The organism is Streptomyces sp. NPDC028722, from assembly GCF_040637655.1.
Lineage (GTDB): Bacteria > Actinomycetota > Actinomycetes > Streptomycetales > Streptomycetaceae > Streptomyces.
The window spans coordinates 14,627-37,687 of record NZ_JBEZWU010000023.1 but is presented as its reverse complement, the minus strand read 5'-3'; the positions used below and the strand labels follow the sequence as shown (position 1 = coordinate 37,687).

Here is a 23,061-nt window from a genome sequence, read left to right as displayed (position 1 = left end):
GCACGGAAAGGAAGCCGTGATGCGTCGCCTGCTGCGCGCTGTGGGGCGAGGGGTGTCCGAGGGATTCCAGACTCTGGGGGCGGCGTACTTCCCCCTGCCCCCGTGGCAGGACTTCCATCAGAGCCCCGCCGCGGCCGCGTTCCTGCTGGGTCACTACGGCATCCCGACCCTGGCCGAGCCGCCCCCGGGGTCCCCCGAGCGCCTCACCCGCGAGGGCGAGGCGACCTCCGCCGAACGGTCACTGATCAGCGAACTGAGCCGGGACCTGCGGTGGCCCGCGGAACGCTCCGGCAAGGAAGAAGCCCCCTGATGTCCACTGCCGCCCCCTCCCGCACCCTGCTCGTCACCGGTGCGGCGGGTTTCATCGGTGCCAACTTCGTCCACTACTGGCGCGAGCAGCATCCGGACGACACCGTCGTCGCCCTCGACGCGCTCACCTACGCCGGCAACGAGGAGAACCTCGCCGGGGTACGCGACGGGATCGTGTTCGTGCACGCCGACATCGGCGACGGCGACCGGGTGGCGAAGGTCCTGCGCGACCACCGCGTCCGGACCGTGGTGAACTTCGCCGCCGAATCCCACAACAGCCTCGCCGTCCTCGACCCCGGGAGGTTCTTCCGCACCAACGTCATGGGCACCCAGCGACTCCTGGAGGCGTCCTTGCGCCACGGGGTCGAACGGTTCCACCACATCTCGACCTGCGAGGTGTACGGGGACCTCGCGCTCGACAGCACGGACGCCTTCCACGAGGGCTCCCCCTACCGCCCGCGTACTCCGTACAACGCCAGCAAGGCCGGCGCCGACCACGCGGTGCGGGCCTACCACGAGACCTTCGGGCTGCCCGTCACGGTGACCAACTGCGCCAACAACTACGGGCCGCTCCAGTTCCCGGAGAAAGTGATCCCGCTGTTCGTCACCAACGCCCTGCGCGGCAGGAGCCTGCCCGTGTACGCCTCCCGGCACCACCGGCGGGAGTGGATCCACGTCTCCGACCACTGCCGGGCCATCGACATGGTGCTGGCCGACGGGGTGCCGGGGGAGACCTACCACGTCGGCACCGGAGTGGAGGCGAGCGTCCAGGACATCGCCGACGCGGTGCTCGGCGAGCTGGGACTGCCCGCCTCCTTGCAGACGACCGTGGCGGACCGGCCGGGACACGACCGCCGGTACCTGCTGGACTCCACCAGGATCGGGCGGGAACTGGGCTGGCGGCCCACCGTCGCGTTCGGCACCGGCCTGCGGGAGACCATCCGGTGGTACCGCGATCACCCCGAGTGGTGGGAGCCCCTGCTGGGACGCCGTCCGGTCACGGAGGACCCGGCCGTCTGGCAGCCGTCCGGGGCGGGTGCGCGATGAAGGCCCTCGTCCTCGCCGGAGGCACCGGCTCGCGGCTGCGGCCCATCACCCACACCTCCGCCAAGCAGCTCGTCCCCATCGCCAACAAACCGGTCCTCTTCTACGGCCTGGAGGCCATCCGCGAGAGCGGCATCCGCGATGTCGGCATCATCGTGGGCGAGACGGCGGCCGAGGTGCGCCGCGCGGTGGGCGACGGCTCCGCATTCGGCCTGTCCGTCACCTACATCCCGCAGGAGGCGCCGCTGGGCCTCGCGCACTGCGTGCTGATCGCCCGCGAGTTCCTCGGCGACCACGACTTCCTGATGTACCTCGGGGACAACTTCGTCATCGACGGCATACGCGGCTTCGTGACCGACTTCCGGACCCAGCGACCCGACGCGCAGGTCCTGCTGACCAAGGTCGCCGACCCCACGCAGTTCGGGGTGGCCGAACTGGACGCCGACGGCCGGGTGGTGGGCGTGGCGGAGAAACCCAGCCACCCCAAGAGCGACCTCGCCCTCGCCGGGATCTACATGTTCACCCCGGCCGTCCACCAGGTCGTCCAAGGGCTGCGGCCCAGCCTCCGGGGCGAGCTGGAGATCACCGAGGCCATCCAGCAGCTGATCGTCCAGCGTGCCGACGTGCGTTCGCACATCATCACCGGCTACTGGAAGGACACGGGCAAGGTCGAGGACATGCTCGAGTGCAACCGCATGGTCCTGGAGACCGTCGAGCCCCGCATCCGGGGAACGGTGGACGCCGAGAGCGAGGCCATCGGGCGGCTGGACATCGCCGAGGACACCGTCGTACTGCGCTCCCGGCTGGTGGGCCCGCTCTCCATCGGCCCGGGCACGGTGGTCGAGGACAGCTACATCGGCCCGTTCACGTCGGTGGGCGCCGGGTGCCGGCTGGACCACACGGAGATCGAGTACTCCATCGTCATGGACCGCTCGTCCATCAGCGGGGTGCGCCGGATCCACAACTCGCTCATCGGCAGGGACGTGGAGGTGTCCCCCGCGGCTCCGACGCCGCGCGGCAACCAGCTGATCGTGGGCGACCACAGCCGGGTCCGGCTGAACCACTGAGGCCGGGGCCGGCCGACCTACCGAAGGAGACACCATGCCGCACACCGCCGCGCCGGGCACCCGGCCGGGGGCCGCCGCGTCCCTGGCCGAACGGCTGGCCCGATCAGCGGCCGTCAGGGACAGCCCCGGTCTCCCTACAGAGGACGTGGTGCCCTGGCTGGCACGGGAGCGCCGCGACGGCGGGTTCGCCGTCTCCCGCATCCCCTTCGCCGAGCTGGACCAGTGGAGCTTCCACGAGGAGACCGGCAACCTCGTGCACCGCAGCGGGCGGTTCTTCACCGTCGAGGGACTGCGGGTGACCGGCGAGGACTGGCCCGCCGGCGGCTTCACCCAGCCCATCATCAGCCAGCCGGAACACGGGATCCTCGGCATCCTGGTCCGCGAGTTCGACGGTGTGCCGCACCTGCTCATGCAGGCCAAGATGGAACCGGGCAACACCGGACTGGTGCAGCTGGGCCCCACCGTCCAGGCCACCCGGAGCAATTACACCCGGGTCCACCGCGGTGGCGGCACCCGCTATCTGGAGCACTTCACCGGCCCCGGCCGGGGCCGGGTCCTGGTCGACACGCTCCAGTCCGAGCAGGGCGACAGCTTCCTGCACAAACGCAACCGCAACATGGCCGTCGAGGTCTTCGAGGACGTCGCCGTGGGCCGCGGCCACCGCTGGATGACACTCGGTCAGGTCCACACCCTGATGGGTCTCGATCACGTGGTCAACATGGACGTCCGTACCGTGCTGGCCTGCCTGCCGCTCGGCCCGGGGACGACGCCCGCCCACGGTCCCACGGTGCCTCGCGCCGACACCTTCCAGGAGGCACTGACCCGCTCCCTGGGCCCCGGCGCGCCCGTCCGCCACGACGAGCTGGAACTGCTCACCTGGCTCACCGACCTGCGCACGGGAACCTCCCGGTCCGCCCGGCTGATCCCCCTGAGCGCGCTGGCGGGCTGGCGGCGGAGCGAGGACGCCATCAGCGAGCCGTCCGGGCGGTGCCACCGGGTGATCGCCGTCTCGGTCAGCGCCGGCACCCGGGAGGTGACTCACTGGACCCAGCCGATGCTGGAGTTCCCCGGCCAGGGCGTCGCGGCGTTCGTGGTCCGGCGCATCGACGGTGTCCTGCACGTACTGGTGCGGGGAAAGGCGCAGCCCGGACTCCGCGACGGCATCGAGCTGGCGCCGACCGTGAGCTGCGTCTCGCGCGACTGGCGCGCGCTGCCGCCCGGCGAGCGGCCCCCGCTGCTGGATCACGTGCTGGGCGCCGACCCCGCACGGATCCGGTTCGACGCCGTGCTCCCCGAGGAGGGCGGCAGGTTCTACCGGCGCGACAACCGGTACCTCGTGGTCGAGGCCGGTGAGGACTTCCCCGTCGCCGAGCCCGACACCATGCGCTGGGTCACGGTGCGTCAACTCAAGCGTCTGCTGAGGTACGGGACCTACGTCAGCGTCGAGGCCCGCACGCTCATCTCCTGCCTGCAATCGCTGTGGGAGGGCGTCCGGTGAGCGGCACCCCTCCCGGGGAACGGACCGGCGGGGCACCGGTCGCCCTGGGCGTGCTCGGATGCGCGGACATCGCCGCACGCAGGATGCTGCCCGCCATGGCCGCCGGATCCCGCGTACGCGTCACCGCGATCGCCGGCCGGGACCCCGCGAGGACCGCGCCGTTCGCCGCGCGGTTCGGCTGCGAGGCCGTCGACGACTACGCGCGGCTGCTCGCCCGGCCCGACATCGACGCGGTCTACATCCCGCTGCCCACCGGCCTGCACGCCCGGTGGACGCTCCGTGCCCTGGAGGCGGGCAAGCACGTGCTGGTGGAGAAGTCCGCGACCGCCACGCTCGCCGAGGCGCACGAGGTGGTGGGCCTGGCGCGTGAGCGCGGGCTGGCGCTCATGGAGAACTTCGCCTTCGTCCACCACGGCCAGCACGCGGCTGCCCGACGACGACTGGACGGCGACGAGATCGGCGAACTCAGGGTTCTCCAGGCGTCGTTCGGCATCCCGCCGCGGCCACCGGCGGACATCCGCTACCGGCCGGACCTCGGCGGCGGAGCGCTGCTGGACGTCGGCGCCTATCCGGTACGGGCGGCCCTGATGTACCTGGGTGACGACTTGGAGGTGGTCGGCTCGACCCTGCGCCTGGACCCGGAGCGAGGGGTGGACGTGGCCGGGAGCGCCCTGCTGGCATCGCCCCGCGGTGCCACGGCCGAGCTGAGCTTCGGCTTCGAGCACAGCTACCGCAGCCACTGCTCCCTGTGGGGCGGCACGGGGCGGCTCGTCCTGGAACAGCCCTTCTCCCCGCCGGCCACCGCCCGCCCGGTGACGCGGCTGGCCCGGCAGGACCACCTCCAGCACTTCGTGCTCGGCGCCGAGGACCAGTTCGCCCGTGTGGCCGACCACTTCGCGCACCTCACCCGTGGTCCGGCAGCGGCCCACGAGGAGGAGTACACGCAGATCCTGCGCCAGGCAGCCCTGCTGAGCGCCGTTCGCGCCGCCGCCCGGACGACCCGGCCGGCACGCCGCCCGGACGCATCCTGAGAGGGAAAGACATGACAGACGTACGAACCCCCGTGCTCATCGTGGGGGGAGGACTCGTCGGCCTGTCCGCGGCGGTGTTCCTCACCTGGCAGGGCCAACGGCCTCTCCTGGTCGAACGCCGTCCCGGTACCTCGGCCCACCCCCGGGCCAGAGGCGTGAACGTCCGGGCGATGGAGCTGTTCCGGCAGGTCGGACTCGAGGAGCGGATACGGGCCACCGAGTCCGCCCGCGCCCTGGCGGACAACAGTGGCATCGTCCAGCTCGACTCGCTCGCCGGCCACCGGCAGAGGGAGTTCCTGCCGGGCTACCTGGAGGACGGCACCGAAGACCTGAGCCCCACCGGATGGACCCTGTGCGAACAGGACGAACTGGAACCGCTGCTGCGCGAACGCGCCGAGGAGGCCGGGGCCGACCTGCGCTTCGGGCACGAGCTGATCGCCCACGCCCAGGACGCCGACGGTGTCACGGCCACCGTGCGCGACCTGGCCACCGACGCGCGGTACACCGTCCGGGCGCGCTACCTGGTGGCAGCCGACGGTGCCGCCGGCCCGGTGCGGGGGGAGCTGGGCATCCCCCGGTCCGGGCGGGGCGTCCTGGCCCGGTACCTCAACATCCACTTCCGCGCCGATCTCACCGAGGTCCTAGGCGACCGGCGCTTCCTGATGGCCTACGTGCACAACGCCGACGTGAGCGCGGGACTGCTCCCCGTCAACAACAAGGACCGCTGGCTGCTGCACGTGCCGCTCGGCTCGGACCGGGAGTCCTGGAACGAGCAGCGGTGCGAGGCGGCCGTGCGGGCCGCGGCCGGTGTACCGCAGCTGCCGGTGAAGATCCTGGGGGCCCAGCCGTGGGATGCCGCGGCACTGGTGGCCAACAGATTCCGCCACGGGCGGATCTTCCTGGCCGGCGACGCGGCTCACGCCATGCCGCCCACAGGCGCCTTCGGCTCGGGCACCGGCGTCCAGGACGCCCACAACCTCGCCTGGAAGCTCGCCACCGTCCTGCGCGGCGACGCGGACGCGCACCTGCTCGACACCTACGAGAGCGAACGGCTGCCCGCCGCCCGGGCCACGGTGGAGCAGGCGGTGCTCCGCTCCCTGGACCGCCCCGGCCGCAAGGCGACGGCACCGGCCGGCACGATCCTGCCGGACCACGCGGTGGCGCTCGGCTGCCGCTACCCGGCGCCCGGCGCCACCACCGACGACGGCGTACTCGTGCGGCGGCTCACGGGCACGCCGGGCACGCGGGCACCGCACATGTGGCTGGAGCGCGACGGGAACCGGATCTCCAGCCTGGACCTGTACGACGGCAGGAGCATCGTCCTGGTGGCGGGGGAGCGGGCACGGCACTGGTACGACGCCGCCCGCCGTCTCTCACCCCTCGTGACGTCCCACCACATCGGGGCCCACGGCCTGGCCGATCCCCTGGGCCGGTGGGCGGAGGTTCACGGGGTGCCGCCGACCGGGGCGGTCCTCGTCCGCCCGGACGGTTACGTACTGGAGCGCTTCGACGGATCCGCCCCCGGCGCCGCCCTGACCGGCACGCTGAGCACCTTCCTCGGCCGCCCGGCCGCCCCGCGCCCCACGGCGGGGTCCGCCACGACAACGGGGAGCGCGGAATGAGACTGCACCTGTTCAAACTCGGCACCAACCCGGTCGGCGGGCCGGTGCCCGGCTACCTCGTCCAGACCGACGACGGCACCAACGTGCTCGTCGACAGTGGTTTTCCGCGGACGGCGTCGGGCCCCCGGGTCTTCGTCACTGTCGGGCCGGACGAAGGCGTGGAGGCCAGGCTCGCGGCCGTCGGACTGCGCCCCGCCGACATCGCGCTGGTGGTCTGCACCCACCTGGACCCGGACCACGCCGGCAACCACGACCTCTTCCCGGACGCGGAGTTCGTCATCCAGCGCGGCCACTACGAGCGGGCGAAGGCAGGGGTGCCGGCCCGGCTGGAGATGGCCAGGGCCGCCTGGGACCAGCCCCGTCTGAAGTACCGGCTGGTCGACGGCGACACGGAGCTGCTCCCCGGTGTGGACCTCGTGGAGAGCCCGGGGCACGTCGAGGGCCACCAGTCGGTCCTCGTACGACTGCCCCGGACCGGCGCCGTGCTGCTCGCGGGCGACGCCATCCCGTCGGGTGAGCACCTCGACCCGGACGCCCGGGCCATGACCCCCTTCGACGTGAACGAGTCCGCGGTGCGCGCCAGCACCCGCAAACTGGTCGCACTGGCGAAGGCGGAGGACGCGCTGCTCGTGCGCGGGCACGACGCCCAGCAGTGGCCGGCACTGCGCACGGGACCGGACGACTGCTACGAGTGACGGCGGGCCGCGTGCGGGCGGCCTGCCCCGCTGCGGGCACTCCGCAGCAAGGGGTGAGGGCGGCGGGGAGAGGGTGTTCCTCTCCCCGCCGCCCTCACCCCCCCGTCCGGGGCTCACCACAGGACCGGCAGGGCCTTCGGTCCCCGCTGCATGGTGCGCAGCTCCCACTCCAGGTCCGTCACGGGCACGGCGAGGCGCAGCCCGGGGAACCGGGCGATCAGCGCGCCCAGGGTGATGCCCAGCTCCGCGCGGGCCAGTTGGGCACCGAGGCAGCGGTGGGGGCCGTGGCCGAAGCCGAGGTGCGGATTGGGGTGCCGCGTCACGTCCAGCTCGTCGGGGCCGGTGAACACGGCGGCGTCCCGGTCCGCCGAGATCACGGCCGGCAGGACCGCCTCCCCCCGGCGTACCAGAACGCCGCCCAGTTCGACGTCCTCCAGCGCTATGCGGACGGTGCCGCCGCTGACCGCCGCCGGGGTGTAGCGGACCAGTTCCTCCACGGCGCCGTCGAGCAGCGAGGGCTGTTCGCGCAACCGGTCCCACTGGTGCCGGTGCTCCAGCAGAGCCAGGACGCCGCCGCTGATCTCATGGGCGACCGTTTCCACCCCGGCGACCAGCAGGGTCACCCCGAACGTCACCAGCTCCTCCTCGTCCAGCCGCTCCCCTTCGGGTGCGTTGGCCAGGTCGCTGAGCAGCCCGGCGCCGGGCCGGCGCCGCTTCTCGGCGATCAGGCGGGCCAGGTAGTCCTTGAGCGCCGCCGCGGCGGCCTCGATCTGCCCGGCCGTGCGGTCGGTGACACTCAGGTAGTCCTTGGTCCAGGCTCCGAACCGCTCCTGGTCCCCGGCGGGCACTCCGAGCAGTTCGCAGATCACCGTGACCGGCAGGGGCCTGGCCACCGCCGCGACGAGATCGGCGCCCGGACCGGCCGCCGCCATGGCGTCCAGCAGCCGGCCGACGGTGCGGCGGACGCCCGGCCGCAGCAGGTCCACCCGCCGGGTGGTGAACGCCCGCATGGCGATCCTGCGCAGCCGGGTGTGTTCGGGCGGGTCCATGGTGGTGAGCGAGCGGGCTTCGAGTGCGGTGCGCCGGGCCCGGGGGGCGTGGGCCCGCGCGGCGGCGGCCCGGCTGAAGCGGGGGTCCGAGAGCAGGCGCCGGTTGTCCTCGTAGCGAGCGGCGATCCAGGCCCGGTCCCCGGTGGGCAGGGTCACGCGCCGCAGGCCGTCCGTCTCGCGCAACTCCGCGAACTGCGGTGCCGGATGCCACGGTTCGGCGGACGGGAAGGGGAACAGCAGCGGCGGGTGGTCGTTCGTCACGTGGGTCTCCTGACGGTGTCGGGGCGTACGGCGGGACTGACGGGCGGGCGGGATGTCACCCGCCGGGCGCCGTCACCGGACGGCGGGTCTCGATCAGCCGCTCGAGCAGCGACGCGAGTTCCCGTGGCGCCTGTCGTCCGGCGAAGGCGGCACGCATCGCGGACGCCGCCCGCCGGACCGCGGGGTCGGTGAGCACGCGGTGCACGGCCGCGGCGAGAAGGGGTTCCGGCGGGCGCCGCCGCCGCAGGTCGACGCCGGTGCCGCTCCACGCGATCCGTGCGCACACCTCAGGCTTGTCCTCGGTCACGCCCGAGGCCACGACCGGGACGCCGTGCGCGAGCGCGAGCTGTACGGTGCCGTACCCGCCGTTGGTGACCACGGCGTCCAGGTGCGGCATCAGCCGGGCGTAGGGCAGGAACGGTTCGACATGGACGTTGGCCGGCAGCGAGCCGGGGCGCAGTGCCTCGTGGGAGGCGCCCGCCGTGGTCACGACGACGGTGATGTCCTGGTCGCGGAGCGCCCGGACGGCCGGCACCACCAGCTCGCCCAGGTCGCGGGCGCCCGTCCCCTGCGTGACCAGGACCGCCGGCCGGCCCTCGGCCAGCTCCGGCCACCAGTGCGGGAGCGGACCGGAGGGCGCCGGGGCGGGGAGCAGCGGCCCGATGAACCGCACCTGCTCGGGCAGCCTGGCCCGCGGGTATTCGAACTCCTCCACGGTGGCCTGGGCGTACAGGTAGGGGGTGAGATTGGCGTCGAACGGACTGCTGCGGAGCGGCGGCAGGCCTAGGTCTGCGCGGATGACGTTCATCAGCCGCAACGGTTCCGGGAAGCGGCGGCGCTCGACCGCTTCGGCGTACCGGCGCCGGGCCCGCCGCCAGGGCTGCCCGCCCGGCGGCCAGCCCTTGCCGAACGGCGGCACCAGCGGATCCGGGATCGCCAGCGGCGCCACACTGATCGTCGCCCACAACTCCCCGTGCAGCTCGTGCATCAGGGAGGCGGCGACGAGTGTGGAGTCGGCGAGCAGGACATCGGCCCGGTGCCGTGCCATCAGCGTGCGCAGGTCCTCGTACTGGCCCGGCACCGGCCGGACGAAGACCTGCTCGGTGAACCACGCCCCGCGGGCCCGCGGCGGGAGCGCGAGGAACTCGGGGTGCTCGTCGGTCAACCGGTCCAGGTCGACGAACGCGCCCCGCTCCGGCGGCGCGTACTCGGCACCGGAGCGCGCCACCCGGTCCGCGTACCGGGCGCCCGTGTACCAGACGACACGGTGCCCGCGGGCGGTCAGCTCCGCCGCGACGGGGCCGCAGGGATTGACATGGCCGCTGGCCGCGAGGGTGGCCAGGAGGATCGTGGACATCGTCCGCTCCGTCACTCGGGATGGTGCCCGCCGCAGGGTGTGGGCGCACGGCGCCGGACCGGCGCTCCGGCCACGGTCACCCGTGCCGCTGGACTCCGGCTGGACACGGCGCGGTGCGGGCGTCGGTCCGGCGGACGGCTCAGCCGCGGGCGTCCTCGACGGGCTGCCGCGCGACCCTGACCCCGCGCTTCCACACGCCGGACACGGCCCGGCTCGCCCGGATGTCCCGTGTGGGGTCGCCGTCGACCAGGAGGAGATCAGCGCGCAGGCCCGGCGCGATCCGGCCCCGGTCGGTCAGGGAGAAGACCGCCGCGGGGGTCGCGGTCGCCGCGGTGAGCGCCTCGCCCGGGGTGAGTCCGGCCTGGACCAGCAGCTCCAGCTCGCGGTGGAGTCCGATGCCGTGCAACCACATCACCGCATCGGTCCCGGCGAGCAGCGGCACGCCCGCGGCGTGGGCCGAGCGGACGGCGGCCTGTGCGGCACCGAGGTCGACGGCGAGCCGCCGTGCCGTGCCCGTCCGGTGCCGCTCCAGCAGTTCCCGGTCCCGCGCGCACAGATGGCGCGCCACGGTCTCGTCGTCGGCGAGCGTGCCCAGCGCGGGGCTGCCGGAGAACAACTCGACCATGGTCAGCGTGGGTACGGCGAAGACCCCGTGCTCCGCGAGCGCCTCCCCGAACCCCTGCCCGGGCGCCTCGTCGACGAGCAGGTGGGCGAGCCCGTGCGCGCCGGCCTCCACCGCGTCGAGAGCGGCCCGTACGGTCCCGGTGTGCACCAGGGTGAGCAGGCCGCGGTCCCGGGCCGCCGCGATGACGGCCGCCATGGTGGCCTTGCGGATGACCGGCAGCTCGGTGCCGTGCATCCGTCCGGAGACCTGGCCGTCGTCGTAGTGGACCTTGATGTAGTCCGAGCCCTCGGCGATGCGCGCCTCGACGAAACCGGCCGCCTCCTCGGGCTCGGTGAGCGTCGGGATGTCCGGGAAGCGCGCGGAGCCGTGGCCGCCGGGCACGGTGGCGGCGCAGCCGGCGGACCTCAGGTCCGCGATCGACGAGCCGAGCGGCCCGTCCTGCTCCTTCTTCGCGGCGGCGACCGCGTCGGGGAAGTTGGCCATGTCCAGTTCGGTGGCGACGCCCCACCGCAGCGCCTGCCGCAGGGCGTCCCCGACCACGTGGGTGTGGGCATCGATGAGTCCCGGCAGCAGGGTGCGTCCGCCGCCCTCGACCACTTCGGCGCCGGCGGGCACCGGCAGCGCGCTGCCGACCGCCTCGATACGGCCGCAGGCGACGACGACGGTGTCCTCGGCACGGACACGCCGCCCGTCGAAGACACGCACGTTGCGGAAGATGGTTCGGCCCATGGGAGTCCTCCTGTGGATCGCGCGCTGCCATCGCGCGTCGATCGAGCGTCCAGCGCCTCGGGTGAGGCTGGGAACGCGGTTCCGGAGATCCGCGTCAACCTGTGCACCGCGCTGACAGGGACTCGCCGACAGGGCCGTGGGAAGCCGGTCGCGGTCCACCGTAGGCGAGGAGCGGACGGGTGTCCATGGAGCCCCGGCCGGTCCGGTCCGGGCCGCGCCGGCCGGTTCCGCTGCGGCGGGGAATCCAGTGAGGAGGCACGACGGTCATGGTGGCGGCGGCTGAAGTGGTGGTGGTGGGGGCGGGCCCCGTAGGGCTGTCCGTGGCGGTCGAACTCGCCAGACGGCGCGTGAAGTGCCGGGTGGTGGACCGCAGGGCCGAACCCCGCCCGGGCACGCGGGGCTGCACCGTGTGGCAGCGCACCCTGGAGACGTTCGATCTGATGGGTCTGCCCATGGCCGACTTCGTGTCACGGGCGGTGAGCTACCGGCGCAGGGTCTACCACCCGTTCGGCGGACCCGAGTTGGCCGTCGACCTGCGTGAGGGGAACACGCCGTATCCGCTGCCGCTGCTGATCGGCCAGCAGGAGACCGAGCGGGCCCTGACGGAGCGGCTGCGGGACCTGGGCACCGAGGTCGAGCGCGGCGTGCGCGCGGCCGGAGCGGAACAGGACGCCGAGGGCGTGACCCTCACCCTCGACCACGCCACGGGAACCCGCGAGACCGTCCGGGCGCAGTGGGTGGTCTCCGCCGAAGGCTCCCACAGCATGGTCCGGGAGGCACTGGGCGTGCCCTGGCACACCCGGCGCTTCACGGGCACCCAGCTCGTCCAGGTGGACGCCGTCGCGCACGGACTGCCCGGCGACGGCGCCGGTGCGGCCCATCTCCACCTGACCGCGGACGGGTTCCTCGGCGACCTGCCCCTGCCCGACGGCCGGCGCCGGCTCTTCGCGGCCGTCGCCGACCCGGACCCCGGGGACCGGAGCGACCCGTCCGTGGACGAGGTCGAGGCGTACGTCCGCAAGCTCTCCGGCGTGCCGGACGTCCGGCTCCGCTCACCCCGCCACAGCTGGCGGGTGCGGCTGCACAACAGCGTCGCCGGCTCCTTCCGGTACGGCCGCTGCCTGCTGGCCGGCGATGCCGCCCGCACCGTCATGCCGGTCACCGCCCAGGGGATGAACACCGGCATCCAGGACGCATTCAACCTCGGCTGGAAACTCGCGGCCGTCGTCGGCGGCGCCGGCGAACAGCTGCTGGACACCTACGCGGCCGAACGGCTCCCGGTCGCCCACGACCTGCTGCGCCGCACCGAGCGCTCGTTCTGGGGAGGCGTCGGCACCCCGCCGACCCCAGAGGCCGTCACCGTGGGAGTCCGCAGGCAGCAGCAGGCACGGTCGGACCAGGCCGTGGACTACCGGGACAGCACGCTCAGCCGCCAGTGGGCCGAACGCCCCGGTCTCAGGGCCGGTGACCGCGCCCCCCAGATCGCCCTGACCGGCGCGGACGGCAGCCCCACCACCCTCTACGACGAACTGCGCCACGGTGACTGGGTGTCCGTCGCCGCCGTACCGCGGACCGGCCTGCCGCACGGGGTGCGGAGCGCGCGACCCGCCGCCACGGCCGCCGGCAACCCGGCGGACCCGTACGCCCTGGCCGAGGGCGAGACGCTGCTCATCCGGCCCGACGGCTACCTCGGGTGCCGTGTCGGCCCGGGCGACAGCGGTGCACCGGCGCGGTACCTGCGTGAGACGTACGGCAGCTGACATCACCCACAGGCGCACCCGAGGACAGTGGACAGCACGAGGAGAAGCGGATGCCGGAAACGGACGCGGAACGCACGGACGCCGCCCACGAGATCGCACTTCCCGACGGCCGCAGGATCGTGGCCCCGGATCCCAACCAGGCGGCCGTGCTGTGGCACGAGGTCACCGGGAACGACCTGTACGCCAGGGGCGTGGAGGGCCTCGCGGCCGGGGACGTCGTCTTCGACGTGGGCGCGAACCTGGGTCTCGCCGCCCTGTTCTTCTCCGACCTGGTCCCGGGTCTGCGGGTGTACTCCTTCGAACCGGCCGAGGACTGCTTCGCCTGCCTGCGGGAGAACACGCGCCGGCACGGGACCGGCATCACTGCAGTCCAGGCCGCCGTCGGCTCCCGTCCGGGCACGGGGGAGCTGACGTACTATCCGCGGTCGCCCGCGCAGAGCAGCCTCTACCCCGACGAGGACGAGGACCGGCGCCACCTCATGACCTATCTGGCCAACACCGGCATCGACGAGGACACGGCCCGCGCCCTGGGGGAGACGATGTACCAGGGCCGCCGGTACCAGGTGGACGTCACCACCGTGACCGCCGCCATGGCCGAGCACGGCGTCGACGAGATCGCGCTGCTCAAGATCGACGTGGAGCGTGCCGAACAGGACGTCCTGGACGGCGTCGAAGAGAGCGACTGGCCCCGGATCCGCCGTGTCGTGGCGGAGGTCCACGACAGGGACGGCCGGCTGGCGGCCGTCGTGGCGGGGCTGACCCGGCGGGGATTCACCGTCGGTGTCGGCCAGGAGGAGATGCTCACCGGGACCGGCGTACAGATGGTGCTGGCCGTCCGCGACCGTTGAGCGGACCCCCTGCCGGGTGCGGCCGCCGCCCGGTGTCCAGCCCCCTGCGAGTACGCCCTGAGAGCATCACGAGCCCTCCGTTCCCACGTCCCGCGATCACCTCGACGCTATGGAGATCACATGCGAGTGCTCATGACAGCCATCCCGGCACCGGGACACCTCACCCTGATGGTCCCGCTGGCCTGGGGACTGCGTGCGGCGGGCCACGAGGTCGTGGTCGTCAGCCAGCCGGACCTGGCGCCCGTCATCCGCGGAGCGGGCCTGCCCGCCCACGCGGTGGGTGAGCACCTGGACCAGCTGGCCATGCTGCGCGAGCGACTGCCCGACGACCAGCCGCCCATCGAGGCGTGGGGCCGGCAGGGTGAGGTCATGGCCGCGATAGCCGCGCGCACCTGGGCCACCTTCACCCAGTACGCCGTCGACAGGTACGTGGAGTTCGCCACGGCCTGGCGGCCGGACCTGATCGTCTCCGAGCCGTTCGAGTTCACCGGCCGGCTGGCCGGCGGGGTCCTGAAGATTCCCTCGGTGCGGCACGGACTCGGGGTCAACGGCCTGACCGGGCGCTTCGACGGGACGGCCAGAGAGGTGCTGTCCAGGACCGCGGACCGCCTCGGCCTGGAGTCCGGCCTGCCCGAACCGGCCCTGACCCTGGACCCCTGCCCGCCCACCCTGCAGTACCCGGGCATCGGCGGCGCCCAGCCACTGCGGTTCGTCCCGTACAACGGCACCGGCGTCCTTCCCGGCTGGGCCGTGGACATGCCGCGTGACGTGCGCCGCGTCTGTGTCTCCCTGGGCAACCAGACCATCGCGCTCAACGGCATGCCACTGCTTCGCCGGCTCATCGAAGCGGTCAGCGGCATCGACCGGACCGAGGTCGTCGTCGCGGTGTCGTCGTCGGACCTGCCCCTGGTCGGAGACGTACCCGGCAACGTGCGCCTGGTGGACTCCCTGCCGCTCCAGCTCTTCCTCCACCACTGTGACGCGGTCGTCCACCACGGCGGCGCCGGCACGGCCCTGACCGCCACGTCCTTCGGACTGCCGCAGCTCGTCGTACCCCAGTTCCTCGACCAGTTCGACTTCGGCGACCGGATCGCCGCCGTCGGCGCGGGCATCGCGCTGGACACCGTGGAGAAGCAGAACAGCGTCGAGGGTCTGCGGCAGGCGGTCACCGATCTGCTGGAGGACTCCGCCTACACCCGGGCCGCGCGGGGGCTGCGCGACGAGATGACGGCCATGCCGTCGCCCGCCGAGACCGTCACCCTGCTGGAGGAGCTGGCCGCGGGCCGCTGACCACACGACCGGGAACGACATCGCCCGCGCGCGGGAGGGGAGGCATCCGTCTCCCCTCCCGCGCGTACTGTTCTCAGCCGAGGTCGAACCAGTCCTTGAAGCTGATCGCGGCGACCAGATCTCCCTCGGTGCGCAGTCGCCGCTGCGCGCTGAGCTCGAAACCGGTGGCCAGCCCCGTGGACAGCAACAGCAGGTCGCCCAGGCCGATCGTGGTGACGGCGGTGGGCGAGGTGTCCGTGCCCCGGCGGATCCGGCACCGGCCGTCGCCCACCGAGACCGTGTACTGCCGCATACCCGCCGACGTCGCGACGTCGAACCGGAACTCACCCGCGGCACCGGAAGCCCGCTGCGGGACGAACGCCCCCTGATACAGGGCGAAGAGCGCGTCCAGGGCGGCGTCCGGGCTGCCGAACGCCTCCTGCGCCCTCGCCGCCGCATCCTCGGGCGAACCCCCCTCGACGAGTGTGCGCAGTTCCTCGAAGCTGCGGGCAGGTGACTCCATCATCGCTCCCCTCTTTGAGCAGTCGTGACCGGCTCGCACCGTCCCAGGTCCCACTGGACGCGCCGTGGACGGGCGGTTCGCCACCGGTTCCGGGCGACGGACCGCCCGTCCGCCCGGCAGACGCCTCCCGTCCAGCGACCTGCCAGCACCCGGCACCAGGCTCGTCCCGAAGGCCCGGCACACGTGAGGAGGGACCGGCGCCCCATGGAGATCATCGGAAACGGGTTCATCGCCCGGCATCTGCGTCCGCTCGCGCACCGCCATCCGGACACAGTGGTGTTCGCCGCCGGGGTGTCGAGCGCCGGATCGCTCTCGGAGGAGCAGTTCGCACGGGAGGCGGACCTGCTCTACTCGGTGATCCGGCGCTGCACGGCCGACGGGCGGCGGCTGGTGTACCTCTCCACCAGTTCCGCCGGCATGTACGGGGCGCGGGGGTGCCGCGGACGGGAGGACGAACCCGTCTTCCCCGGATCGGCATACGCCCGGCACAAGCTGGCCCTGGAAGCGGTCCTGGCGGCCTCCCGCGCCGACCACCTCGTCCTGCGCACGACCCATCTGGTCGGACCCGGCCAACGGCCGCACCAGCTGCTGCCCTCGCTGACCGAGCAGATCCGCGGCGGCTCGGTGGTCGTGCACCGCGGCGCCCACCGCGACGTGCTCGACGTCCGGGACGCCGTCGCCTTCTTTGACGGTCTGCTGACCGTCGCCGAACCGAGACAGGTGATCAACGTGGCGTCCGGCACCTCGGTGCCCGTCGAGGAGATCGTGGCCCACATCGAGCGGTCACTGGGCACCGTCGCGCACAAGACGTACCGCCATGGCGCCGCTGCCTACACCGTGTCCGTCGAGCGGCTCGCGCGGTTGCAGCCGGGCGTGCACGCACGGGTCGCCGACCCGGCCTACTACCGCACGGTCATCGACCGCTACCTGGGTTCGCCACCCCCGCCCGCGCGAGCCGCCACCGAGGGGGAACAGCGGTGAACGTACGTCTGCGCACGCCGGAACACCGGTACAGCCGCATCCTCGGTGTCGGTGCCTACCGGCCCCGCCGGGTGGTGACCAACGCCGAGATCTGTACCCGCATCGACTCCACCGAGGAATGGATCGAGAGCCGTTCCGGCATCGTCACCCGCCACTTCGCGGCCCCCGACGAGACACTCGCCGTGATGGCCGCGTCGGCCGGCGCCGAAGCCCTCGCCCACGCGGGACTGGAACCCGAGCGGCTCGACTGTGTGCTCGTGGCCAGCATGTCGAACCTGCTCCAGACACCGCCGGTCTCGGTCGCCGTCGCCCACGCACTGGGCGCGCACCGGGCGGGCGCCTTCGACCTCTCGGCGGCCTGCGCCGGCTTCTGCCACGCACTGGCGGTCGCCGGCGACCTCGTCTCCTCCGGCGGCGCCGCGCACGTACTGGTGGTCGGCGCGGAACGGATGACCGACATCGTCGACCCGGAGGACCGCACCATCGCGTTCCTCTTCGCGGACGGCGCGGGCGCCGTGGTCGTGGGGCCGTCCGACGAACCCGGCATCGCGCCGGCCGTGCGCGGGGCCGACGGCTCCTACGCCGGCGCGCTGCGCATGGACGGTGCGTGGGCCGGGGCCGGTCCGGACCGGCCGCGCCCGTACATGCGCATGGACGGCCGCGGTGTCTTCCGGTGGGCGGTGAGCCGGATCGTGCCCGCCGGGCAGCAGGCCATGGCGCAGGCGGGTGTGGACGCGGCGCGGCTGGCCGCGTTCATCCCGCACCAGGCCAACCTGCGGATGATCGAGGTCATGGCGGACCGTCTCGGTCTGCCCGCGGACGTGGCGGTGGCCACGGACGTGTGCCGCAGCGGCAACACCTCCTCGGCCTCGATCCCGCTGGCCATGGAGCGGCTGCTGAGCGAGGGGACGGTGCGCAGCGGCGATCCGGCGCTGCTCGTCGGGTTCGGAGCAGGTCTCAACTACGCCGGCCAGGTCGCCCTGTTGCCCTGACGGCTACTCGGAGAAGGAGGAGAAGGTGCGGAGATTCACGGTGGCCGACTTCCAGAAGAGCGTCGACGCCTGCGTGGGCACCGACGAGAGGGTCGTCTTCGACGACTCCGCGATGGACGTCACGTTCGCGGAGCTGGGGCTCGACTCGCTGGCGGTCTACGAGATGTTCACCCGGCTCGAGGCCGACCTGGGCCTGGAGATCCCGGACGACGACCTGGACGGCCTCACGACGGCCGGCGCGGTGCTGACGTACGTACGGCACCGCCTTACCGGCGAACGGCACTGACATCACCGAAGGGCGGCGGAGGCCATCGGCCTCCGCCGCCCTTCGTGTGCGCGCCCTACAGCCGTCAGCCGTCCGCCGGGCCGGTCGCCTCACCGACCACCGCGGCATCGGCATCACCCCTGCCCCGGGCGATCGCCTCCTCGAAGTAGCGGGACGCGCTCGCCGTCACCGCCAGCTCCAGACCCGACTGCCGGGCGTCGTCCAGCACCATGCGCAGATCCTTGTGCATGAGGCTGGTACGGAAGGCCGCCGGTTCGTACGCGCCGGTGCGCATGACCTCGGCGCGGAACGCCATGACCTTGGAGCTGAAGCCGCTGCCCGCGATGACCGCCAGCAGGAGGTCACGGTCCAGCCCCGCGTTCCGCCCGTAGCGCACGGCGTCCGCCAGGGAGGCGACCTGAGCGCCCAGCAGCAGGTTGAACGCGAGCTTCATGGCGGGGGCCTGACCCACCGGCCCGAGGGCGACGACGCCGCCCAGTGCCTCGAGCACGGGCCGGGCCGCAGCAACGTGCTCCTGGGCCCCGGACACCAGCACCCGCATGGCACCCTCGCGGGCCTGACGCGGATTGCCGATGACACAGGCGTCGATCCAGTGCGCTTCGGCTTTCGCCACGCGCGTGCTCGCGTCGCGGGCGTACCCCGGGGACACGGTGGAGGTGTTGATCACCAGGGTCCCCGGACGCAGCCCGCCGTGGCCGAAGAGGACGTCGTCCACGGCGGCCTCGTCGGCCACGCTGACCACCAGCGTCCCGGCGGAGGCCACCGCCTCGGCGGCCGAGCCGGCGAACTCCGCGCCCGCGGCCACCACGGGCAGCGCTCGCTCCTTGGTCCGGTTGTGCACGGTGACGCGGAAGCCCGAGTCGATCAGGCGCAGCGCCATGCCGCTTCCCATGTTGCCGAGCCCTGTGAAGGCGATGTGTCGGCCGGTCATCACGACCCTTCCCGAGAGGACGGTCCGCAGCGTCGAACCGCTGCGGACCGGGTGGACGGCGGGGTGTGGCGCGCGGGCGTCACAGCTTGGCGAGGACCTCGGGCGGCAGGCTGTCCACGGAGAGTTCCGACAGGCAGCGCATCGAACTGTTGCGGAAGTAGGTGAGGAACCCCTCGACGGTCGTGGTGTCACGCGGCTCGGCGAGATACGGGGCGAGTCTGCGCTCCGCTTCACGGACCCCGTCCTGCTGCGCCATGTGGCGGCCGACGTCCTCCAGCGTCCCGTCGAACTGGATGAAGCGCACCATGTGGTCGTCCTTGATGAACAGCGCGGTCGCCCTGATCCGGCCTGTCTCCTTGCCGGCCTCGTCCCGCAGGATCGGCGAGGCCGCCCGCTTGAAGTGGGCGAAGATCTCGGCGATCTCCTCCTCGTGCCCGGGCTTGATCTTGTAGGTGATGGCTGCGGTGGCCACACGAACCTCCTGGTCGGGGTGGGGCAGTTGAATGAGTGAGTCGTCGGGCTACAGTCCACCGTCGACGTTCAGCGTGACGCCGGTGATGTACCGGGCGGTGTCACAGGCCAGGAACAGGACGCCCTGCGCCACCTCGTCGGCGGTCACCAGGCGGCCCAGCGCGGACATCCGGGCCATCCGGGCCCGCACCTCGGCGGGCAGGCCGCTGTCCGGGCCCGTGTCGACGATGCCGGGAGCGACGGCGTTGACCCGTACACCTTTCGGTCCCAGTTCCTTGCTCAGAGCGCGCGTCATGCCGGTGATGCCGGATTTCGCGGCTCCGTAGTGCGCACGACCGGGCACCCCGCGGGCTGCCGCAGAGGAGCCGACACAGACCACCGAGGCGTCCGGGCCGAGCAGTCCGAGGACGGCCCGGGTGACCCGGTAGGCGCTGGTCAGGTTGGTCTGGAGCACGTGCTGCCACGCGTCCTCGGTGAGATCGGCGAAGGCGGACACCGCGTCGACGCCTACGTTGTTGACGAGCACCGCGAGCGGAGCGCCGGCCTCGCGGCAGGCGCCCGCCAGCCTGTTCACGTCGTCGGGGCGGGTCACGTCGGCCCGGATCATCCGGTGCTTGCCGCCCGCCTCCGCCAGGACGCGCAGGGCGTCCTCGGCGGTCCGCTCCTCGCCGTGGTAGCAGCCGACGACATCGGCGCCGGCCCGTGCCAGAGCCAGCGCGGTAGCGAAGCCGACACCGCGGGTCGCCCCGGTGACCAGTGCCAGCCTGCCGTCCAACCGTAGATCCACGGTGCCTCCAGAATCGCCGGGCGCTTCCCTTGCATGAGGAGTCTGGTGCCGGTGCCTGGACAACAGCTGGACCGCTCGTCTCACATCGCCCTCACCGGCCGCCGGGCAGGACGGTCCCCGGGCCCTGAACGGATGGCCCTGTCCTGCTCACCCCCTCCAGGTGATCGCTGTACCGGTGGGCGGACGACCTCTGCCTCGCCGGCTTCTGCCGGCGTGCGGTGATCGCGCTGCCGCACGCCCATGAGGTGTCGAGCCGCCCCGCTCACCGAGGCGCTCTTCCCCGACTGTGTCGACCAGTTGAGGGGATGCGGATACGCTCGCGTACGTCCCGCCCCTGATCAGCGACGCGCCCAGGAGAATGCTCGGTGGCAGCAGACGATGCCTACGCAAGACTGGCCGGAACCCTGGAGCGCATCCAACGCGCCTCGGGACGAGCCGAGTTGTCCGAGGTGCTCGACAGTGCGGACCTGTCGTACGAGACGGGGATCCCTAAGAGCGTCGTACTGACCCTGCTCGCGGGCGGGCGGGCCGAGGACGTCTCGGTGGCGGAACGCGTACGGCAGCGGCTCGACTTCCTCCGTGAGACGCGCCGGCGTGGCGACGGGAAGAGGTATGCCCTCGAAGAGATCGCCGCGGCCGCCGGCGTGACCCGTCAGACGATGAGTGAGTGGCGCAAGAAGGGCATACCCAGCCTGGAGTCCGCCGATCGGCTCCGCCGGTTCTTCTCCCTGCCGCCCGGGTTCTTCTTCGCCGACGAGCCGGAGGCACTCGACGAAGCGCTGCAACAACGCCTCCAGGAACTGGAGTCGAGGTCGGATCCCTTCGCCGAGCTCCGTACGCCCGAGATACTGCGGCTCGCGGCGCGCGGGCTGCTGTCGCCCACCGGGGTGCAGGCGATGGCCCAGTGGGCGGAGGCAGTCACCCGGCCTGTCGCACCGGGCGTCCGCGGTGCGGGCCAGGACGAAGGAGGACTCGCCTCGTGATCTCCGCATGCAGTGAGGCACCCCGCCTCCCGCGACCCCAGCGTGTCCGCGCCGACCGGCAGGAGCCCGGCACGGTCCGTGATGCCGCTGCTGACCCGAACCGCCGGGGCGGGCGATGACCCCTCTGACCCGGCTCCGCCAGTGGCAGCGGTTACGGGCGCGCGACAGGGAGATGCGTCAGTTCGCCGAGACGCTCATCGCTCCGGTCCGGGGAAGACTGGGTGATGCCGGGGTGGACGGCAGCGTTGCCGGCCCGGACGGTGACGTGGAAGCGCCGACGGATCCCGAAGCCCTGTTCGAAGCTCTGGTCGAGTCCGCCCGGCGGTGGCGCGGCGATCGCCGGCTCGAGGTGCACAAGGTTCACATCCCGCGTGAGTTCAAGGCCACCGGGATGTGGCTGGAGCGAGTCGACCGTGACGACGTCATCATCGAGCAGGACGCGGCCATCTGGCATCAGGCGCAGATCTTCGGTCACGAGCTGTGGCACATGCGGCAGAAGGACGGCTTCACACCCGAGCAACTGGCGGGCGGGGCTTGGGACGAGTTGCAGTCCGGGCACGCGCACGGTGCGCACCCGGCCGCCGCGCGTTCGCGCTTCGACGAGGACCCCGAGAAGGAGGCCGAACTGTTCGGCATCCGGGTCGGGCAGGAGATGCGGGCGCTGATGGAACGGGACGTGATCACGGGCGCGACCGCCCGCCGTATCGCGGACGCTCTCAGCTATCGAGGGAACCGGAAATGAGTGGGTCGATCAACTACATAAGCTGCGGCCTGCTGTGGATCGGGCTCCTGGTGAAACTGCCGGGCCTGATCCGCAACGGCAGCGAGCCTTCGCTGCGTGCCATCAACGGGGTGCTGGCGTTCGCGTCGCTGTGCTTCCTCTTCGGGGCGCCCCGTTCGGTCGAGGTGATCAACCGGCTCAGCGGCGTGCCCAACCTGGCCGCCCCACTGACCTACGCCTCGATCACCGCGTACAGCGCGACACTTCTGATCCTGATCGCCTGCTGGCGGGGAGGCCCCTCAGCCCGCCGTACGACACGGAGCTGGCTCTACGGCTACACGGCCGTTCTTCTCGCTGTCGCGATCCTCTACATCCTGGGGGACGCCGCGGAGGAGCGCCGCAGCGACTTCGACACGTACTACGCGACGGCGCCCTGGATCTCCGAAATGGTCGTCCTGTACCTGGTCGCACATCTGACGGCTGTCACGGTCAGTGCCGTCTGGTCGCTGCGCTGGGCCTTCGAGGCGGAGGTCCGCCGACTGCCCTGGCTGCGGGCCAGCCTGCTGACGATCGGCGCCGGCACGGTCATCAGCGCCGGGTACAGCGTCTCCAAACTGGTCGCCGTCATCGCGCGGTGGGCCGGCCGGGACTGGACGGTCCTCGGCACCTCCATCCCGCCCCTCTGCGCCGGTCTCGGCGCCCTGCTCACCGTGGTGGGTGTCCTCCTTCCCGTGGCCGGCCACCACCTTTCGGCGTGGCGTGACTTCTTCCGTCTCGCGCCCCTTGATGCCGTGTTGGACCCGGTGCTCAAAGAACGCGCCCTGCGCGTCGAGCGCCCCCGTTCCCCGCTCCTGTGGGGCACCTGGCGCTGGAGCACCATCCACAACGGTCTCCTTGCGCTGGAGTCACACTTCGACGAAAGGCTCTACGACGAGGCCTTCTGCACGGAGCTGGACAGGACGGGCGACTCGCAGAGCGCTACGGCCGCCGCGTGGGCCGTGACCATCGCCGCGGCCGTACGGCGCAGCACCCGCCCGGCGCTCGGGCCCGCGGGCGCGCCGACCCGGCTCTGCCACCCACGGGACGCCGAGGCCCTGGTCCGGATCGCCGATGCCGTGAAGAGGACCGAGCGGACGGTGCGAGAGCCCGACACCGTCGAGGCCCGATCGCTCTGACCCCGGCTGCGAGTACACGATTCCCCCCACATCCGCGGACCTGAACG

23 protein-coding genes are annotated in these 23,061 nt (G+C 72.6%); 16 read left to right on the top strand and 7 right to left on the bottom strand.

Going from position 1 to position 23,061, the window contains the following annotated elements; translation table 11 throughout:
- Positions 1–19 precede the first annotated feature (19 nt).
- From AB0F03_RS28635 to AB0F03_RS28605, 7 genes are read left to right on the top strand one after another with little or no spacing between them, the layout of a single operon-like run.
- Positions 20–310 (top strand): DUF6059 family protein, encoded by a 291-nt coding sequence (locus AB0F03_RS28635; protein ID WP_361996984.1) that lies wholly within the window; start codon positions 20–22, stop codon positions 308–310.
- Positions 310–1,356 carry a dTDP-glucose 4,6-dehydratase gene (gene rfbB / locus AB0F03_RS28630; protein WP_361996982.1) on the top strand — a complete coding sequence of 349 codons (1,047 nt, stop codon included), beginning with the start codon at positions 310–312 and terminating at the stop codon, positions 1,354–1,356. The genes AB0F03_RS28635 and rfbB overlap by 1 nt, the downstream gene beginning before the upstream one ends.
- On the top strand, positions 1,353–2,420 hold the full coding sequence (locus AB0F03_RS28625; RefSeq protein ID WP_361996980.1) for a glucose-1-phosphate thymidylyltransferase: 1,068 nt from the start codon (positions 1,353–1,355) through the stop codon (positions 2,418–2,420). Before rfbB ends, AB0F03_RS28625 begins: the two co-directional genes overlap by 4 nt.
- A gap of 34 nt (positions 2,421–2,454) precedes the next feature.
- Positions 2,455–3,918, top strand: a complete 1,464-nt coding sequence (locus tag AB0F03_RS28620; RefSeq protein WP_361996978.1) for an NDP-hexose 2,3-dehydratase family protein — start codon at positions 2,455–2,457, stop codon at positions 3,916–3,918.
- On the top strand, positions 3,915–4,949 hold the full coding sequence (locus AB0F03_RS28615) for a Gfo/Idh/MocA family oxidoreductase (RefSeq protein WP_361996976.1): 1,035 nt from the start codon (positions 3,915–3,917) through the stop codon (positions 4,947–4,949). The genes AB0F03_RS28620 and AB0F03_RS28615 overlap by 4 nt, the downstream gene beginning before the upstream one ends.
- An 11-nt stretch (positions 4,950–4,960) precedes the next feature.
- Positions 4,961–6,571 carry an FAD-dependent monooxygenase gene (locus AB0F03_RS28610; protein WP_361996974.1) on the top strand — a complete coding sequence of 537 codons (1,611 nt, stop codon included), beginning with the start codon at positions 4,961–4,963 and terminating at the stop codon, positions 6,569–6,571.
- Positions 6,568–7,266: an N-acyl homoserine lactonase family protein gene (locus tag AB0F03_RS28605; RefSeq protein WP_361996973.1), complete on the top strand. Its 699-nt coding sequence runs from the start codon at positions 6,568–6,570 to the stop codon at positions 7,264–7,266. Before AB0F03_RS28610 ends, AB0F03_RS28605 begins: the two co-directional genes overlap by 4 nt.
- 113 nt (positions 7,267–7,379) lie before the next feature.
- On the opposite strand, the gene AB0F03_RS28600 is transcribed toward AB0F03_RS28605, so the two are convergent.
- The 3 genes from AB0F03_RS28600 to AB0F03_RS28590 all read right to left on the bottom strand — a co-directional run bounded on the left by AB0F03_RS28600 (position 7,380) and on the right by AB0F03_RS28590 (position 11,287).
- Entirely contained in the window at positions 7,380–8,576 is a 1,197-nt protein-coding gene (locus AB0F03_RS28600; protein ID WP_361996971.1) for a cytochrome P450, read from the bottom strand.
- Positions 8,577–8,631: 55 nt separating this feature from the next.
- Positions 8,632–9,933 (bottom strand): nucleotide disphospho-sugar-binding domain-containing protein, encoded by a 1,302-nt coding sequence (locus tag AB0F03_RS28595; protein ID WP_361996969.1) that lies wholly within the window; start codon positions 9,931–9,933, stop codon positions 8,632–8,634.
- A 139-nt stretch (positions 9,934–10,072) separates the two neighbouring features.
- Positions 10,073–11,287 (bottom strand): amidohydrolase family protein, encoded by a 1,215-nt coding sequence (locus tag AB0F03_RS28590; RefSeq protein ID WP_361996967.1) that lies wholly within the window; start codon positions 11,285–11,287, stop codon positions 10,073–10,075.
- Positions 11,288–11,553: 266 nt separating this feature from the next.
- Between AB0F03_RS28590 and AB0F03_RS28585 the strand changes: the two genes are divergently transcribed.
- From AB0F03_RS28585 to AB0F03_RS28575, 3 genes are all read left to right on the top strand, one after another.
- On the top strand, positions 11,554–13,047 hold the full coding sequence (locus AB0F03_RS28585; protein ID WP_361996965.1) for an FAD-dependent monooxygenase: 1,494 nt from the start codon (positions 11,554–11,556) through the stop codon (positions 13,045–13,047).
- Positions 13,048–13,097: 50 nt separating this feature from the next.
- A complete protein-coding gene (locus tag AB0F03_RS28580; protein ID WP_361996963.1) occupies positions 13,098–13,895 on the top strand; it encodes an FkbM family methyltransferase in 798 nt (265 codons plus the stop codon).
- A gap of 120 nt (positions 13,896–14,015) precedes the next feature.
- Positions 14,016–15,185 carry a nucleotide disphospho-sugar-binding domain-containing protein gene (locus tag AB0F03_RS28575; protein ID WP_361996961.1) on the top strand — a complete coding sequence of 390 codons (1,170 nt, stop codon included), beginning with the start codon at positions 14,016–14,018 and terminating at the stop codon, positions 15,183–15,185.
- Between the two features lie 73 nt (positions 15,186–15,258).
- Here the strand turns inward: AB0F03_RS28575 and AB0F03_RS28570 are convergent, their stop codons facing one another.
- Positions 15,259–15,690 (bottom strand): SCP2 sterol-binding domain-containing protein, encoded by a 432-nt coding sequence (locus AB0F03_RS28570; protein ID WP_361996959.1) that lies wholly within the window; start codon positions 15,688–15,690, stop codon positions 15,259–15,261.
- A 201-nt stretch (positions 15,691–15,891) separates the two neighbouring features.
- On the opposite strand from AB0F03_RS28570, the gene AB0F03_RS28565 reads away from it, so the two are divergent.
- From AB0F03_RS28565 to AB0F03_RS28555, 3 genes are read left to right on the top strand one after another with little or no spacing between them, the layout of a single operon-like run.
- A complete protein-coding gene (locus AB0F03_RS28565) occupies positions 15,892–16,668 on the top strand; it encodes an NAD-dependent epimerase/dehydratase family protein (protein WP_361996957.1) in 777 nt (258 codons plus the stop codon).
- Positions 16,665–17,660, top strand: coding sequence for a beta-ketoacyl-ACP synthase III (locus AB0F03_RS28560; RefSeq protein WP_361996955.1), 996 nt, complete (start codon positions 16,665–16,667; stop codon positions 17,658–17,660). Before AB0F03_RS28565 ends, AB0F03_RS28560 begins: the two co-directional genes overlap by 4 nt.
- 25 nt (positions 17,661–17,685) lie before the next feature.
- On the top strand, positions 17,686–17,946 hold the full coding sequence (locus tag AB0F03_RS28555) for a phosphopantetheine-binding protein (protein ID WP_361996953.1): 261 nt from the start codon (positions 17,686–17,688) through the stop codon (positions 17,944–17,946).
- 64 nt (positions 17,947–18,010) lie between these two features.
- Here AB0F03_RS28555 and AB0F03_RS28550 read toward each other — a convergent pair whose 3' ends face one another.
- The 3 genes from AB0F03_RS28550 to AB0F03_RS28540 form a co-directional block, all read right to left on the bottom strand.
- Positions 18,011–18,877 (bottom strand): NAD(P)-dependent oxidoreductase, encoded by an 867-nt coding sequence (locus AB0F03_RS28550; RefSeq protein ID WP_361996952.1) that lies wholly within the window; start codon positions 18,875–18,877, stop codon positions 18,011–18,013.
- Positions 18,878–18,956: 79 nt separating this feature from the next.
- Positions 18,957–19,349: a SchA/CurD-like domain-containing protein gene (locus AB0F03_RS28545; protein WP_361996950.1), complete on the bottom strand. Its 393-nt coding sequence runs from the start codon at positions 19,347–19,349 to the stop codon at positions 18,957–18,959.
- A gap of 48 nt (positions 19,350–19,397) precedes the next feature.
- Entirely contained in the window at positions 19,398–20,135 is a 738-nt protein-coding gene (locus AB0F03_RS28540) for an SDR family NAD(P)-dependent oxidoreductase (protein WP_361996948.1), read from the bottom strand.
- A 365-nt stretch (positions 20,136–20,500) separates the two neighbouring features.
- Here AB0F03_RS28540 and AB0F03_RS28535 point away from each other — a divergent pair, with 365 nt between their 5' ends.
- The 3 genes from AB0F03_RS28535 to AB0F03_RS28525 all read left to right on the top strand — a co-directional run bounded on the left by AB0F03_RS28535 (position 20,501) and on the right by AB0F03_RS28525 (position 23,014).
- Complete coding sequence (locus AB0F03_RS28535; protein ID WP_361996946.1) at positions 20,501–21,118, top strand: helix-turn-helix domain-containing protein; 618 nt, start codon at positions 20,501–20,503, stop codon at positions 21,116–21,118.
- Positions 21,119–21,233: 115 nt separating this feature from the next.
- Entirely contained in the window at positions 21,234–21,860 is a 627-nt protein-coding gene (locus AB0F03_RS28530; RefSeq protein WP_361996944.1) for a hypothetical protein, read from the top strand.
- Complete coding sequence (locus tag AB0F03_RS28525) at positions 21,857–23,014, top strand: hypothetical protein (RefSeq protein ID WP_361996942.1); 1,158 nt, start codon at positions 21,857–21,859, stop codon at positions 23,012–23,014. The genes AB0F03_RS28530 and AB0F03_RS28525 overlap by 4 nt, the downstream gene beginning before the upstream one ends.
- The last annotated feature ends 47 nt before the right edge of the window (positions 23,015–23,061 follow it).

Excerpts from the sequence above, each read along its gene's own strand:
- AB0F03_RS28635 (WP_361996984.1), top strand. The coding sequence starts at position 20 with ATGCGTCGCCTGCTGCGCGCTGTGGGGCGAGGGGTGTCCGAGGGATTC.
- rfbB (WP_361996982.1), top strand. The coding sequence starts at position 310 with ATGTCCACTGCCGCCCCCTCCCGCACCCTGCTCGTCACCGGTGCGGCG.
- AB0F03_RS28625 (WP_361996980.1), top strand. The coding sequence starts at position 1,353 with ATGAAGGCCCTCGTCCTCGCCGGAGGCACCGGCTCGCGGCTGCGGCCC.
- AB0F03_RS28620 (WP_361996978.1), top strand. The coding sequence starts at position 2,455 with ATGCCGCACACCGCCGCGCCGGGCACCCGGCCGGGGGCCGCCGCGTCC.
- AB0F03_RS28610 (WP_361996974.1), top strand. The coding sequence starts at position 4,961 with ATGACAGACGTACGAACCCCCGTGCTCATCGTGGGGGGAGGACTCGTC.
- AB0F03_RS28605 (WP_361996973.1), top strand. The coding sequence starts at position 6,568 with ATGAGACTGCACCTGTTCAAACTCGGCACCAACCCGGTCGGCGGGCCG.
- AB0F03_RS28595 (WP_361996969.1), bottom strand. The coding sequence starts at position 9,933 with ATGTCCACGATCCTCCTGGCCACCCTCGCGGCCAGCGGCCATGTCAAT.
- AB0F03_RS28590 (WP_361996967.1), bottom strand. The coding sequence starts at position 11,287 with ATGGGCCGAACCATCTTCCGCAACGTGCGTGTCTTCGACGGGCGGCGT.
- AB0F03_RS28585 (WP_361996965.1), top strand. The coding sequence starts at position 11,554 with ATGGTGGCGGCGGCTGAAGTGGTGGTGGTGGGGGCGGGCCCCGTAGGG.
- AB0F03_RS28580 (WP_361996963.1), top strand. The coding sequence starts at position 13,098 with ATGCCGGAAACGGACGCGGAACGCACGGACGCCGCCCACGAGATCGCA.
- AB0F03_RS28575 (WP_361996961.1), top strand. The coding sequence starts at position 14,016 with ATGCGAGTGCTCATGACAGCCATCCCGGCACCGGGACACCTCACCCTG.
- AB0F03_RS28570 (WP_361996959.1), bottom strand. The coding sequence starts at position 15,690 with ATGATGGAGTCACCTGCCCGCAGCTTCGAGGAACTGCGCACACTCGTC.
- AB0F03_RS28565 (WP_361996957.1), top strand. The coding sequence starts at position 15,892 with ATGGAGATCATCGGAAACGGGTTCATCGCCCGGCATCTGCGTCCGCTC.
- AB0F03_RS28550 (WP_361996952.1), bottom strand. The coding sequence starts at position 18,877 with ATGACCGGCCGACACATCGCCTTCACAGGGCTCGGCAACATGGGAAGC.
- AB0F03_RS28530 (WP_361996944.1), top strand. The coding sequence starts at position 21,234 with ATGACCCCTCTGACCCGGCTCCGCCAGTGGCAGCGGTTACGGGCGCGC.
- AB0F03_RS28525 (WP_361996942.1), top strand. The coding sequence starts at position 21,857 with ATGAGTGGGTCGATCAACTACATAAGCTGCGGCCTGCTGTGGATCGGG.